This window comes from Pseudarthrobacter defluvii (assembly GCF_030323865.1).
In the GTDB taxonomy this organism is placed as follows: domain Bacteria; phylum Actinomycetota; class Actinomycetes; order Actinomycetales; family Micrococcaceae; genus Arthrobacter; species Arthrobacter sedimenti.
Genome location: NZ_CP066362.1, coordinates 889066 through 903166, shown reverse-complemented (window position 1 = coordinate 903166; position 14101 = coordinate 889066). Strand labels below are relative to the sequence as shown.

The window sequence follows — 14101 nt, the reverse complement described above, 5'->3', positions numbered from 1 at the left end:
TCATGCCACACCCAACACGCCCACTCCAATCTCGATTTGATAACGGCCAGATGATGTCCTAGCGTGAAATGCATGCCCGTTCGGCGGGCTTTTTGATTGCCCGGTGCTGCCTCCACCAGAACTGCCCAGCGGCAGCCACCGATAGTGACCTCTATTCGTCAGGGGCGGGCAGTGGCGCGACGATCTCCGGGGACGGAGCCAGCGCCGGTGGCCTTCAGGAGCATCACCACCATGAAAATCACCAAATTCCGTACTGCCGCACGCCGCGGAGTCACCCTGGCCGCCGTCTCCGCGGCAGGTTTGGCCCTTTCAGCCACGGCGGCCAACGCAGCGACACCCACGTCCACCTGGGACGCGCTGGCCCAGTGCGAGAGCGGCGGCAACTGGTCCATCAACACGGGCAACGGCTTCTCCGGCGGCCTGCAGTTCACCTCCAGCACCTGGTCGGCCTACGGCGGAACCGGGTCTCCCCAGAACGCCAGCCGCGAACAGCAGATCGCGGTAGCCGAGCGCGTCCAGGCATCCCAGGGCTGGGGCGCATGGCCGTCCTGCTCATCCCAGCTCGGGCTTAGCGGTGGCGGCGGGGCCCCCGTCCAGAGTGCACCTGTCCAGAGCGCTCCCGTGCAGAGCGCCCCGGTCCAGAGTGCACCCGTCCAGGCCACGCAGGTCCAGAGCGCTCCGGTCCAGCTTCCGCCGGCCCCGAGGCACGCAACCTCCGTTGCCCTCAGCGGCGAGACCTACACCCTCCAGGCCGGAGATACCTTGAGCATCGTTGCCCAGAAGCTGGGCATCCAGGGCGGCTGGCAGCACCTTGCAGACGCCAACCTGGACACCATTGCAAACCCGAACCTGGTGTTCGCGGGCCAGGTCATCCAGCTTCCCGCGTAACAGCGGTCGGAGTACTAAAAGCGCCCCTTGGGCGCTCCGCCTTTCCAAGGCGACACAGACAGGTCGGCGATAGACAAATTCCGTTGACCAAATAACGACGCCGGCACACCCTTACAAGGGATGTGCCGGCGTCGTTCTTTAATTCCTCAGCCGCTGCCGTGGTGCGGCTGGCGGTCAGTTGGCGGGCAGCTCGCGGACGATGCGCACCTTCCAGGCGGAGTCGTCGCTGGTGTCCAGCAGCGCCACGGTGCCGTGCGCCAGGTTCAGGGCAACGCGCTTGACGGCGAGCAGCTCGAGGTAAAGGTGCTCGTTCATGCGGCTGGGGGTATCGATCATGTACTTCACGGCGTCGCGCACTTTGCGGTAGTTGACGCTGCGTTCGCGGTGCATGTGCAGCTCCAGCGCCGACCGTTGCTTGAGCCGCGGCTCGTGCCGGTTGAGCAGGGTTACTGCGGTGTGGACGGCAACGACCAGGGTGAGCGAAACGCCGTAGATCCACCAGCCGCTGGAGAGAAGGAACAGGGGTAGGTTGGCGATGGCTACCAGTGCGATGACCACGCGGAGGGCGGCAATGCGGCGGACCGTCCGGGCGACGGCGGCCATGCCGTCACGGAAGCGGTGCTGGTCCTTGCGCGCCGCGGCGGGATCGATGATGAATTCGTCGAGAACCAGGACGCCCCGGGCTTCGGGGCCGAGCATTTGTCCGTAGCGGGGCAGGGCAGTACGGGCGGGGGTGACGGCTTTGTCAGGTGTAGATGTCATGAGAGAGCTTCCAAAATGCGGGGGTGGTTGCGGTGATCTTAGTGGTTTAACCTGAAAGCCGTATGCAGGCGTCCATTATTTGGACACGAGCACTCCCCGCTTGTGGCCGCAGGCACAGCAATTGGCAGTTCCGCCGGGGACCGTCAGACTGAATGGATGCAAACCTTTCTCCCGTACCCTGACTTCCGCCAAAGCGCCGCAGCCCTAGACACCGCGCGGCTGGGCAAGCAGCGGGTTGAAGCGCTGCAAACCCTCCGCGCCCTGGTGATTCCGGGCTACGGCTGGCAGACCCACCCGGCAATCCGGATGTGGATGGGCCACGTGCCCGCCCTCACCATGTACGGGCTGGCGATGGTGGACGAATGGACTGAGCGCGGCCACCCTGACAACACCCGCGCCAACATTGCGGAGTTCGCACCGCAGGCGGCCCACCCGGACTATGCCGCCAAAATCGTCATGCCGCCGTGGCTCGGTGATCCGGACTTCCACCTGAGCCACCGTTCCAAACTGGTCCACAAGGAACCGAAGTTTTACACCTCGGTGTTCCCGGATGCGATTCCGGATATGGACTATGTCTGGCCCGAGCCCCGGCATGAGTTCCTGCCGGAGGAGCCGGAAGGGGACATCCTCTGGATACTCCGGGAACCGTACGACGACGTCGACCCCCAGTCCCTCACCACGGTGGCGCTTCCTCCGGTGAACCGCGCCGCTGCTGCCGCGGCAGCCATGTCCGCGAGCGACGACGGCTACTCCCCCGTTTATGTGGACGACGGCTCCCGCCGTCCGTCCCGCGCGCCCAAGAAGGCCCCACCCAAGCCCCAGGCGAAGAAGCCCACGCGCAAGCGGCTGGCACAGGAGGAAGCGTTCCGCACCCTTCCGGGAAAGACGCCGGTAGCGGTTCCGTTCGAGAACGGGGCCAGGTTCGCTGTGGGACAGGTGGTGGGCCGGCCCATCACACTCGATGACGGCCGCTTTGGCAGGAATTTCGAAGTCACGGAAATCATCGACCGGTCCGCGTTCACGTACCCGGCGTTGCTGCAGGACCCCCGCGTGTTCTTCCCGGTGGAGGCCCCGTAGGCCATGACGATTCTCCTGGCCGGGTGCGGCGACCTGGGTACCGAGGCGGGCCTGCGGTTCGCCGCATTAGGCCACCGCGTCGTGGGGTGGCGCCGCTCCCCCACGAAACTGCCCGCAGCCATCGAGGGTGCCGCGGCTGACCTGGCGTCTCCGGACCTGCCGCCGGTCCCGGCGGATACCTCCGCCGTCGTCATTGCCGTGGCTGCCGACTCCCCGACGGAAGAGGCATACCGCTCCGCGTATGTACGCGGAGTGGAAAATGTGCTGGATGCACTCGAACGCGATGGGGTGGTGCCTCGCCGCATCATTTTCGTCTCGTCCACCGCCGTATACGGCGATGCGGGCGGCGGATGGGTGGATGAAGCCACGCCGCCCCACCCCGGCGGGTTTTCCGGCCGCGTGCTGGTGGAGGCCGACGATCTCCTGCAGGCCAGGCTTGCCGGCACCGGTTCTGTGGGCATCTCGCTCAGGCTGGGTGGCATCTACGGGCCGGGCCGGACGCGGTTGATCGACCAGGTGAAGTCGGGCTCGGCCGTCATTCCGGAGGACGTGCGCTACACCAACCGGATCCACCGCGACGACGCCGCGGCGGCCCTGGTGCATCTGGCAACAATGGACGCCGTACCCGCTCCTGTATACGTAGGCGTGGACAACGAACCGGCCGATCTGGGAACCGTGTTGCGCTTCCTGGCGGCCGAACTGGGCCTTCCCTCACCCCGCGTGGGCGACGCCGGACCTGCCCGCGGGGGCAACAAGCGCTGCGGCAACCATCTCCTGCGCAGCACCGGGTTCACCTTCACGTTTCCCACCTTCAGGGAAGGGTACAAGGAGGTTATAGCGGGGAACGGCGTGCGCCATCCATGAGCGAGTCCGCCGTTCCTTGATCGCTGCCAGGCTGGCTATGGGGACGCCTGGCCCGAGTTGAGGCAGGGCATGGAATTCCGGCAAATCATTGAGACGGTTGGGCAGCTGGTCGACTTCGCAGGCGTTGCGGTCATGGTGATCGGGGCGGTGGTCTCCCTCCCGATGGCAATCCGCGGCCACCAGCCTCGGCAGCTTCCAGCGGGGGCGGAGAAGTTGAGCTTCTACCGCTCCTACCGCCAGCTGCTGGGCCGGTCCATCCTGCTGGGCCTTGAACTGCTCGTCGCTGCCGACATCATCCGCACCGTTGCCGTAACGCCGACGTTCGTAAGCGTCGGGGTGCTGGCCATCATCGTGCTGATCCGGACGTTCCTCAGCTTCTCGCTGGAGCTGGAAATTACGGGGCGCTGGCCGTGGCAAAAGGAGGCACCGCCGGCCCGTTCTGACTCCACCGCAACAGCACGCTAAGGCTCTTGACGGGGTTTTCCACATAGGGGTTTTGGGGTCTCTTGATTGTCGGTGGTGGCTGGCAGAGTTGGGTTATGGAGGCCATTGGGGAAGATCTGGGGAGGGCGTACGACGCCGGCAGTCGGCTGCCGCGCCCGGCCCGCCTTCGCCCGGTCCCCAGTGAGGATCCTCTGACAGGTCCTTTGCAGGCATCAGCCTCAGGGCCCGGTGAGCAGGACGTATTGGACCGGCTGGCCGCACAGCTGGCAGCCGCCGCCCTGGCCACCCCGGACCTGCTGGCAACGGCCTCTTATGTCGAGGCTGCCGATTATGCCGCCCAGGTCGAGGGCCTCGCCCGCTCCGTGGAGTACCTCCAACTCGTCTCAGCCGGGGCCGTGGACCGCACCCGCACCCAGGCCATCAACGACGCCGCCACAGCCAAGACCCGCGCAGGCCGGTCCCGCGCAGGCCGGTCCCGCGCAGGCGGGTCCACGGGCTGGATCACCGGGTGGGACGCCACCGGCTTTGAAACCCTGCGCACCGCCCCAGCAACAGCCAGCGGGACCGGTGTCGTGCGTGAGACCGACGCCAACTGGCCCGGGCCGCCCTCCACACGAGGCCTGATGCGCCCGGTGGTGGTGTCTCCGGCCGATGACGGGTGCCGGAACACCGCAGAGTTCCTCCGCCTGCGCCTGCAAATCCCCATCCGCGAAGCCCGGCGCCGCCTCGCCCTCGCCCAGCACGTCCTGCCCGTCACCACCATCACCGGCGAACCACTCCCGCCAACCCGGCCACACCTCGCCGCCGCCCTCACCCCCGCCACTGAACTCCACGCCAGCACCGAGGCCGGCGCCTGGCCCGGGCCGGCTCAGGGACCTGCGGTGTCCTCGCACGCCGCGACCATCATCACCGCCACCCTGGACCGGCTCCAACACCACACCACACAAGAAACCCTCGACACGATCGAGCACCACCTCACTACCGCCGCCACCAGCTGCGACCCCGACTTCCTCACCCGCCTGGCCCAACGCTGGACCGACACCATCGACGCCGACGGCACCGAACCCACCGAAGAAGCCCTCCGCCACACCCAAGGCGCCTTCATCCGCAAACCCCGGCACGGCCTGCACCGTGTCGAAATCTTCGCCACCGGCGACCAATACGAACACCTCCTCACCGTCATGAACACCGCCACCAACCCCCACACCACCACCCCCAACACCGGAACCAACAACACCGGCACGGGCACGGGCACTGCAGAGGGCACCGGCAGCGGAGGCAGCTGCAGCGGTAGCGGCAGCGAAGGCAGCACGCCGGCAGGCGATGCCAGGGGGCACATCGCCCTGCCGGACCTGGACCGGCGCACCCGCGCCCAAAAACAACTCGACGGCCTCGTCACCGCCGCCAAAGCCGCCCTCACCACCAACACCCTGCCCACCACCGGCGGCAACCGGCCCCAAATCATCGCCACCATCCACTACCAAGACCTCTTCCCCCACACCCAAGCCAACACAGCGGCATCCGCAGGAACCGGGACATCCGCAGGAACCGGGACCGGCACCTTCATGTTCACCGGACCCGTCGCCGCCACCACCCTGCGCAAAACCGCCTGCGACGCCGACATCATCCCCGCCCTCCTGGGCACCAACGGCGAAATCCTCGACCTCGGCCGCAAAACCCGCCTCTTCACCCCCGCCCAACGCCTCGCCCTCACCGCCCGCGACCAAGGCTGCGCCTTCCCCAACTGCACCATCCCCGCCCCCTGGTGCGAAGCCCACCACATCACCTACTGGTCACACGGCGGACCCACCACCACCAACAACGGCGCCCTGCTCTGCAGCCACCACCACCACCTCATCCACAAAGAACACTGGAAAATCACCACCACCCACGGCACACCCACCTTCATCCCCCCACCCCACCTCGACCCCACCCAAACACCCCAACAAAACCACTACTTCAAACCACCCCCACCACCCCACCCACGGGAATGAAACCTGCCCAACAGGCGTCGGGTTAGGCTTCACCCATGACTGAAACGAACAGTGCCAAAGCCTCCGAACTGCTCCGTCTCCACCAGGCCCCGGAGATTCTCCAGGTGGTCAACGTGTGGGATGCCATCACCGCCAAAGTCATTACGGATGTACCGGGAACCGCTGCCCTCGCAACGGCAAGCCACTCCATCGCCGCCACCCTTGGCTACGAGGACGGTGAGAACATCCCCGTCGACGAAATGATCAGCTTCGTGGGCCGGATAGCTGCGGCCACCCACCTGCCTGTGAGTGCCGATCTTGAATCCGGTTACGGCAATCCAGGCGAGACCACGCGCAAGGCGATTGGCGTCGGAATCGTCGGGGCCAACATTGAGGACCAGATGCGGCCGCTGACAGACGCCGTGAACCAGGTGGCAGCCGTTGTTCATGCCGGCGCTGCAGAAGGAATCGACTTCGTCCTGAATGCACGGACCGACGCGTTTTTGAAGGGCAAGGACCGTGCGTCTGAAGATGTACTTGCGGATGCCATCGAACGCGGCAAGGCATTCCTGGACGTAGGCGCCACCAATGTCTTTGTGCCGGGACTCCTGGACGAGCGCACGGTCACAGCGCTGGTTGAGGGCATCGGCTGGAACAAGATCTCGGTCATCAACGTCCCCGGTTCCCTGCCGCCGGCCAAGCTGCAGGAACTGGGCGTTGCCCGAATCTCATACGGCCCATGGACGCAGAGGGTGGCCTTGACAGCCCTCGCCGACGCAGCCGCAGAACTCCTCGCGGGCGGCCAGCTTCCTGAGAACACGCGGCCCTTGAACTAGGTGAAACCGCAGCGTGCGAACTGCAAATGTCAGCGGTTCGACTGAGGGAAGGAGTGGATGAACCTTGACGGGGAACTTGAGCGCCGCAGAACTGTGGCCGCGCCCGCCGGAATTACCTAGGCCGATATTTTCCGACCAGCGCTGGCTTGACGCCGTGTTCCTCCACTGGCGAATTCCCGAGGAATTGGCGGCCACGTTCATGCCGACGGGGGTTCAACCGGATGTGTTCGACGGCAGTTCCTGGGTCGGACTCATCGGTTTTCGCATGGTCCAGGCGGGAGTCGGACAGGGTCCTGGCATTCCCTACCTGGGAAGCTTCAATGAGGTCAACGTCCGGCTTTACTCCCGCGAGCCGGACGGGACCCGCGGGGTGGTGTTCCTAAGCCTGGACGCTAACCGACTCCCAGTCGTTGTCGCAACGCGGACGGTAGGAATACCCTACGTGTGGTCGCGGATCCGGCAATGGCCAGCCTTCCCAGGCAGCGATTGGAGAAGGCAGCATGATGGTCCCAGGACCGCTCCCGGCATCACGCGTGGACTACCTGTCGGCTATTCCGTGCACCGGTTCGGTGCCAACGCTGCCCGAAGCCACTTCGGCGTGGTGCCCAGACTGCATACCGTTGCCACCGATCCACTGTCGATCTTTCTTACCGCGAGGTTCGGCATGCATGGCCGCTTCGACGGCAGAACCGTCTACGTTCCGAATAGCCACCAGGAGTGGCCGCTCTTTGGCGCAGACGTTCACCGGCTCAGCGACCGATTGGTCCAGGCTGCCGGCATCAGCGTGAGCGGGCCACCGGAGTCGGTTCTCTACTCGCCGGGAGTCCGGACACGCTTCGGCAGGCCTCGCCTGCTGGGAACTGACGGCTAGAAGGTTGCGTCCTGGGGTTCCGGCGCCCCCGGGGCGTCCTGCCAGCCTTCGCCTTCGGTAAACGTGCTCACCAAGGTTCCCACTCCCGTTTGCAGGGAGTTGGACGGGTCGAAGTACAGGGATGCTGCCGATGCCCGGCTGTGGGTGATTAGCTGCTCAGCCTCGAGCTTCGCTTCTGGCACGGTTGCACCGATGATGCCGGTGCGCGCCGGGAGATCCGGCGTGTGCACTACTTCTGCGTTCGTCTGGGTAAGCGGGACCGTCTCGCCGGAATTGATCTCGTCGTGGGGGAACTCGAACTCGTCGTCACCAGGGGCGGCAGGAACGGTGTACTCCAGGAAATAGGTCATACCCCACCCTTGCAGAAAAGCCGGCCTTGCCAAAGTCCCCGGGGAGCTACTTGCCCAGCCCGGCCTTCCTCAAAGCCTCGGCCATTGCAGTGTTAATGGGTTGGGGTTTCGGGGTTGCACGGTTATTACCGCCGGCGGAACGCGGAGACTGATTGCCTTGCTGTTGCCGGTCCTGGCGTCCGGCCCGCTCAACCTTTTGGCTACCTGCTCCCCCGCGGTTGCCTTGCCGGTCCTGTCCGGCACCGTTCTGTCCCGCCCCAGGTCTTCCTGCACCGCCAGGTCCTGCAACGCCATGTCCTGCCCGCCGCCCGGAACCTGCACCACCGCCGGCTGGTTCGTCGTCGAGCCTCAAGGTCAACGAAATCCGTTTCCGCTCCGGGTCAGCCTCCAGGACCTTTACGCGGACCACCTGGCCGGACTTCACCACCTCGCGCGGGTCGGACACAAAGCGGTTGGCCAGGGCAGAGACGTGCACCAAACCGTCCTGGTGGACGCCCACATCCACGAAGGCGCCGAACGCCGCAACGTTGGTCACCGTTCCCTCAAGGATCATGCCCGGCCTCAGGTCCGAGATCTTTTCAATCCCCTCCGAGAAGGTGGCGGCAGCAAAGGCGGGCCGGGGATCCCGGCCCGGTTTGTCCAGCTCAACGAGGATGTCCTGGACCGTGGGAAGGCCGAAGGTGTCGTCCACGAACCTCTGCGGGTCCAATGAGGACACCGGCGCTGACCCGGCAGCAGCGCGAATCTTCCGCGCCACCGCGTAGGCCTCCGGGTGCACACTGGACGCATCGAGTGGCTCGGCTCCCCCGGTGATTCGAAGGAAGCCAGCGCACTGCTCGAATGCCTTGGCGCCCAATCGCGGCACCTTCTTGAGGTCGGTCCGCTTGTTGAAGGGGCCATGTTCGTTCCGATAGGCCACGATGTTTTCGCTCAGCAGGGGCCCGACGCCGGCCACCCGGCTCAACAGCGCGGGCGACGCGGTGTTGACGTCCACCCCCACGGCGTTCACGCAGTCCTCCACCACCGCATCAAGGCTCCGGTCCAGTTTCGACGCTGTGACGTCGTGCTGGTATTGGCCCACGCCGATGGACTTTGGATCGATCTTGACGAGTTCGGCGAGAGGATCCTGCAGGCGGCGTGCAATGGAAACGGCGCCGCGCAGGGAAACGTCCATTCCCGGCAGTTCGGCGGCGGCGAGCGCCGATGCGGAGTAGACGGAGGCACCGGCCTCGGACACCACCAGTTTCTGCGGTTTCCGGTCCACCTCCGACAGCTGCTTGATCAGTTCGGCAGCCAGTTTGTCCGTCTCGCGCGATGCCGTCCCGTTCCCGATGGCCACAAGTTCGACGGCGTGCTGCCGCGCCAAGTGCACCAGGGTGGCCAGGGCTTCGTCCCACTTGCGGGCAGGAGCATGCGGGTAGACCGTGTCAGTGGCCACCACCTTTCCGGTGCCGTCCACCACGGCGACCTTCACACCGGTGCGCAGCCCGGGGTCCAGGCCAAGGGTGGCGCGGTTTCCGGCCGGGGCGGCCAGCAGCACGTCACGAAGGTTGGCGGCGAACACCCGTACCGCTTCGTCCTCCGCCGCCGCGAACAACCTGGCGCGGAGGTCGGAGGTGAGGCGGGCCAGCACACGGGAGCGCCAGGCCACCTGGGCTGTTTGCATCAGCCAGGCGTCGGCGGGACGGCCGCGGTCGGCGACGCCGAGGAACCTGGCCACCGCGGACTCATAGCGGGCACGGGCGGCGGTAAGGGCGGCGTCGTCCGCGGGATCTGCTTCGGCGAGGTCCAACTCAAGGACGCCATCCTTCTCCCCGCGGAACAGCGCCAGCACCCGGTGCGAAGGCATCCGCTCCGGCGCCTGCGCGAACTCGAAGTAGTCGGCGAACTTCTGCCCTTCCGCCTCCTTGCCCTTCTTGACGCGCGACACCATCCGGCCCTGCGTCCACATCCGGTCCCGCAGGTTCGCCGCGAGATCCGGATCCTGGGCAACCCGCTCCACCAGGATGGCGCGGGCGCCTGCCAAGGCCGTGGCTGCGTCACCGATGGAGTGCTCATTGTTGAGGTACTTGGCGGCTTCGCGTTCGGGGTCCAGGTCCGGCCGCTTCAGCAGGGTGTCCGCGAGGGGCTCCAGGCCGGCCTCACGGGCGATCTGGGCCTTGGTCCGGCGCTTGGACTTGAAGGGCAGGTAGATGTCCTCGAGCCGTGACTTGGTATCCGCAGCCAGGATTGCCTTGCGCAGTTCCGGTGTCAGCTGCCCTTGCGCTTCAACCGCCTCAAGGACGGCACGACGGCGGTCCGCCAGCTCGCGGAGGTAGCGGAGCCGCTCGTCGAGGTTCCGGAGCTGGGTGTCGTCCAGCGTCCCGGTGGCTTCCTTACGGTACCTGGCGATGAATGGAACCGTGGAGCCGCCGTCGAGCAGGTCAACAGCCGCCTTGATCTGCCATGCCTTGACCCCTAGCTCGGCGGCGATCTGGGCAAAGACGGCGTCCTCCCCTGACGCGTGGGAAAGTGCGGAAACAGGGGAAGGTGCAGGCAGTTGAGTCACCAGAACATCTTGCCTTACCGGCCTGCCGGGCTCCACCGGAGGGTGTGTTCATGTGAATATCGCGGGGTTGGCAGAGGGTATTCCGTTGGGGCCTGCGAAGTGCTGTAGTGGACATGCCGTTACTGGTGCCGATGCTCGAGGAAGAGGCCATCATGCGGGAACTGCTTGTTGTTTTCCAGGAGGGGTTCGACGAGGCCAACATCACCGTGACTGTCAACGGCAAGGAGGTGCGCAGGGATCTGGGCATCTCAACGAATCCATTACTCGGCATAGCATCCGAGGTATCGGTGGAGTTGCCAGCCAAAGGCGCCCAAGTCGGAGTGGAGGTCACCAACCGGGGGCTGAAGGCGATCACCAAGGTCAGCGGCAAACCCAAGAGCGTGCTGGTATCCATCGAGGACGGGCGGCTTCTGATGAAGGAAGGCACTGGCCGGGAAGCTGTACTTTAGGCGGGTTAGCCGGCCCCGAAAATGGCTCTGGTAAGAGTCCATTCGTTGGAGTAGCATCTGATCACCGCCGGCTTCCGATGGAGTCCGGCGGGCCACATAAGTCTTCAGCCGGAGGTCGTCGGATGGCCTCCGGCGCCGCTGCCCGGGACCAGCACCCCAGACAGCCAACGACGGCGGCACCCAAGATGGGTGCCGCCGTCGTCGTTTGGTCCAGGAATGCCGGCGGGGCGCTTTTAGCCCTGGTACATCGGGTAGTCCGTGTAGCCGGTAGCGCCTTCCGCATAGAACGTGGACGGGTTGGGCTCGTTGAGCGGAAGGCTTTCCTTCCAGCGGCGGGCAAGGTCCGGGTTGGCGATCGCGGGCCGGCCCACAACTACGGCGTCGGCATGACCCTCGGCCACCAGGTTCACGGCTTCTTCCCGGGTGGTGATGACGCCGAAGCCGGTGTTGACCAGGAAGGTGCCGCCGAAGCGAGTACGGAGATCCTGGACAAGTTCACCGGTGGGTTCGTGGTGCAGGATGCTCAGGTATGCCAGGTTGAGCGGCGCGATGCTGTCCACGAGGACTTCGTAGGTGGCGCGGACATCAGCGGCGTCGGTCTCGGCGATGCCCTGGACGTTGTGCTCGGGGGAAATCCGCAGGCCCACCCGGTTCGCGCCAAGGGCTGCTACCACCGCGTTGACGGTTTCGATCACGAAGCGCGCGCGGTTTTCCGGGGATCCGCCGTAGCTGTCCGTCCGGATGTTGGAGTTCGGCGCCAGGAATTCGTGCAGGAGGTAGCCGTTGGCCGAGTGCAGCTCCACGCCATCGAACCCTGCCTCGATGGCATTCAAGGAAGCGTTGACGATTTCCTGGATGACCATGGGAAGCTCGTCGGTGGTCAGGGCGTGCGGCACCGGGTACGGCTGCTTGCCCGCAGGTGTCCGGACATCGCCGTCAATGGCTACGGCACTGGGGCCGACGATTGGCAAGCCACCAGTGATGTCTGAGTGGGAAACCCGGCCGCCATGCATGATCTGGGCGAACATGTGGCCGCCTTCGGCGTGGACCGCGTCAGTGACCTTCTTCCACCCGGCCACCTGTTCCGGCGTGACAATCCCAGGCTGTCCCGGGTAAGCCTGCCCCGCGGGCGTGGGGTAGGTGCCCTCGCTGACGATGAGGCCCAGGGAAGCGCGCTGGCGGTAGTGCTCGACGAGGAGCGGGCCCGGGATGCCCTTCTCACCGGCACGAAGGCGGGTCAGCGGGGCCATCACCAAGCGGTTGGGAAGTTCAAGTTCGCCGAGGGTGAGCGGGGAAAACAGCATGCGCAGTTCCTTTCGAAGGCTGAAGACGTACTGCCTTTGCCAACTGTGGGGCGCGTGCAACTATTCCAGAACCTTCCCGGATGCGACTGGGATCACAGTCCTGTCTGAACTTAGCGCATCCCGGCACCCGGGCAACCCTGGCCCTGCGGATTGGTGTGGCAGTCGTCCGCATAGTTGCGGGTAAGGGAGCGCCAGACGCTGATGGTTTGCGGGGGCGCACTGAATTGTCCCTGGCCCGGTATCGGCAGGGGTGGGCCAGAGTTCACGGAGTAGGTGCCCTGGAAGGTCGTGGTCATGACGACTTGGAAATCCCCGGTGGATGCGTAGGCGTGGCTGGTCCGGGTCTTTTCGCCCCAGCGGTCCTGCGGCAGGGCCCCTCCCATCGACGATTGGGGGCCGAAGACCGTGCCGTCCCCGTAGTTCCACGTGTACTGGACCGGTGTTGCCACCACGTGAACCTTTTGGCCGAACATGGTGATGTCGAACTGCTGTTCGACCGCTTCCGCGTAGAAGTTCGTCTCGGCGCCGCGGAGAGTGTTGGGACTGGGCTGCGCCACCACTTTCCCGGCGTTTACCGGAAGGTTCTGGAACTGCCGCTGGATATCTGCGGCGATGCGGGGCAGGAGGTCCTCGGGCTTGGCATCAAAGAAACATGTGGGACCTGAATGATATGTCCAAGTTGGGTTGGTGATTCCGGCCGGGGCTCGATACCAGACTACGGGGATTCCGTCCTCGCCCTTGGGACCCCCCTTACAGGTAAGCTCTCTGCCAAGACACGGAGTAGCGAATTCTCCTCCCTCTAGGTCACATTGGTATTCGTATTTGTACTGATAGGGATCAGTTACAGGGGTGCCGCCCTCATCCTGTTCAAAGAGGCCAGTCGAGGGGTTGGGTCGCCAACTTCCCCCTACCGTGGCGCCGTTACCGCCCCATCCTGACCCTATGGAGGGCGACTCGTCTTCAGCTGCAGCAGGAGACGGAGCGGAAACTAGTATCAAGCACCCCACAATTGCCAGCAGCGGACGAACCACCCCGTCAAGTGTCTTCATCACTTGACCATGTGCTCGACCGTTTGAGCCTTCCAACTATTACCGTTGTAAGTCGCCACGACTATGTCGGGTGTTGTAGGTAGCGCGGCGACGCGACCCTTTACGCTCCCATCGGACAAGTGGTAAGCAATAGCCTCCTGCTGGACCTGTGCAATAGCTTGATATGTGGAGGGTTGAGATTGAACGAAGTTGCTGTCGACAGCGTCAACAGAGACGCGACCACCTTCAAGCCAGCGGCCGCTGGAGTGCCAATCGATAACCTCTTGCTTGACCTTTTTGCAGCTTGCACATGTTGAACCCGAGACAGAATCAAGCGCATTGATATCTCCAGTTTCGTATGCGTAACTCAGCGCGGCGTACCAATACCGTGTAAATGCTTCGAGCCCTTCCTTCGTCTCCGTCTTCGCCACCTCGGGAAGCACGGGAACCGGGACGTTTTGGGCGGGTCCGGACGCGTCGGCGGGCTTGTAGACAGCACTCGGAGTTGGGGTGGGGGTGACCGTGGCGCTGGCCGTGGGCGTCTCGGCGGCCACTGGAGAAGAAGTGCCACCGGGACCAGGAGAATCACCCGGGTTGCAGCCAGACAAAGCCAGCGCAAGCCCAACAACAAGGGCGGCCACACCGGATTGCACAGTGCGTGACGAAACAAATGCGCGAGTCGAATGAAAGTTCTGCGATGTCATGGG

14 protein-coding genes are annotated in these 14101 nt (G+C 65.0%); 8 read left to right on the top strand and 6 right to left on the bottom strand.

The features are described from left to right. Positions 1 to 231 precede the first annotated feature (231 nt). Positions 232 to 888: a transglycosylase family protein gene (locus JCQ34_RS04255; RefSeq protein ID WP_286402189.1), complete on the top strand. Its 657-nt coding sequence runs from the start codon at positions 232 to 234 to the stop codon at positions 886 to 888. A 174-nt stretch (positions 889 to 1062) separates the two neighbouring features. Here the strand turns inward: JCQ34_RS04255 and JCQ34_RS04250 are convergent, their stop codons facing one another. Further along, positions 1063 to 1650: a hypothetical protein gene (locus JCQ34_RS04250; protein WP_286402187.1), complete on the bottom strand. Its 588-nt coding sequence runs from the start codon at positions 1648 to 1650 to the stop codon at positions 1063 to 1065. Positions 1651 to 1806: 156 nt separating this feature from the next. Between JCQ34_RS04250 and JCQ34_RS04245 the strand changes: the two genes are divergently transcribed. From JCQ34_RS04245 to JCQ34_RS04220, 6 genes are all read left to right on the top strand, one after another. Then, the gene (locus tag JCQ34_RS04245; protein ID WP_286402185.1) at positions 1807 to 2727 is read left to right on the top strand and encodes an MSMEG_6728 family protein; all 921 of its coding nucleotides are present in this window, start codon (positions 1807 to 1809) and stop codon (positions 2725 to 2727) included. Between the two features lie 3 nt (positions 2728 to 2730). Further along, positions 2731 to 3591, top strand: a complete 861-nt coding sequence (locus JCQ34_RS04240) for an SDR family oxidoreductase (RefSeq protein ID WP_286402182.1) — start codon at positions 2731 to 2733, stop codon at positions 3589 to 3591. A 69-nt stretch (positions 3592 to 3660) separates the two neighbouring features. Next, positions 3661 to 4056: a DUF1622 domain-containing protein gene (locus JCQ34_RS04235; protein WP_286402180.1), complete on the top strand. Its 396-nt coding sequence runs from the start codon at positions 3661 to 3663 to the stop codon at positions 4054 to 4056. 182 nt (positions 4057 to 4238) lie between these two features. Further along, positions 4239 to 6029 (top strand): HNH endonuclease signature motif containing protein, encoded by a 1791-nt coding sequence (locus tag JCQ34_RS04230; protein ID WP_350310805.1) that lies wholly within the window; start codon positions 4239 to 4241, stop codon positions 6027 to 6029. Between the two features lie 35 nt (positions 6030 to 6064). After that, positions 6065 to 6844, top strand: coding sequence for an isocitrate lyase/PEP mutase family protein (locus JCQ34_RS04225; protein WP_286402175.1), 780 nt, complete (start codon positions 6065 to 6067; stop codon positions 6842 to 6844). 154 nt (positions 6845 to 6998) lie between these two features. Next, positions 6999 to 7715 carry a YqjF family protein gene (locus tag JCQ34_RS04220; protein ID WP_434738944.1) on the top strand — a complete coding sequence of 239 codons (717 nt, stop codon included), beginning with the start codon at positions 6999 to 7001 and terminating at the stop codon, positions 7713 to 7715. Here JCQ34_RS04220 and JCQ34_RS04215 read toward each other — a convergent pair. Further along, positions 7712 to 8065 carry a hypothetical protein gene (locus JCQ34_RS04215; RefSeq protein ID WP_286402170.1) on the bottom strand — a complete coding sequence of 118 codons (354 nt, stop codon included), beginning with the start codon at positions 8063 to 8065 and terminating at the stop codon, positions 7712 to 7714. The two genes, JCQ34_RS04220 and JCQ34_RS04215, sit on opposite strands and share 4 nt — an antisense overlap. A 46-nt stretch (positions 8066 to 8111) precedes the next feature. After that, positions 8112 to 10613: a Tex family protein gene (locus JCQ34_RS04210; protein ID WP_286402168.1), complete on the bottom strand. Its 2502-nt coding sequence runs from the start codon at positions 10611 to 10613 to the stop codon at positions 8112 to 8114. 131 nt (positions 10614 to 10744) lie between these two features. Between JCQ34_RS04210 and JCQ34_RS04205 the strand changes: the two genes are divergently transcribed. Next, positions 10745 to 11062 (top strand): hypothetical protein, encoded by a 318-nt coding sequence (locus JCQ34_RS04205; RefSeq protein WP_286404304.1) that lies wholly within the window; start codon positions 10745 to 10747, stop codon positions 11060 to 11062. Between the two features lie 233 nt (positions 11063 to 11295). On the opposite strand, the gene JCQ34_RS04200 is transcribed toward JCQ34_RS04205, so the two are convergent. The 3 genes from JCQ34_RS04200 to JCQ34_RS04190 all read right to left on the bottom strand — a co-directional run bounded on the left by JCQ34_RS04200 (position 11296) and on the right by JCQ34_RS04190 (position 14098). After that, positions 11296 to 12366, bottom strand: a complete 1071-nt coding sequence (locus JCQ34_RS04200; protein ID WP_286402165.1) for an alkene reductase — start codon at positions 12364 to 12366, stop codon at positions 11296 to 11298. Positions 12367 to 12476: 110 nt separating this feature from the next. Continuing rightward, complete coding sequence (locus tag JCQ34_RS04195) at positions 12477 to 12923, bottom strand: PKD domain-containing protein (RefSeq protein ID WP_286402163.1); 447 nt, start codon at positions 12921 to 12923, stop codon at positions 12477 to 12479. Between the two features lie 491 nt (positions 12924 to 13414). Further along, positions 13415 to 14098: a DUF6318 family protein gene (locus JCQ34_RS04190; protein ID WP_286402161.1), complete on the bottom strand. Its 684-nt coding sequence runs from the start codon at positions 14096 to 14098 to the stop codon at positions 13415 to 13417. Positions 14099 to 14101 lie beyond the last annotated feature (3 nt).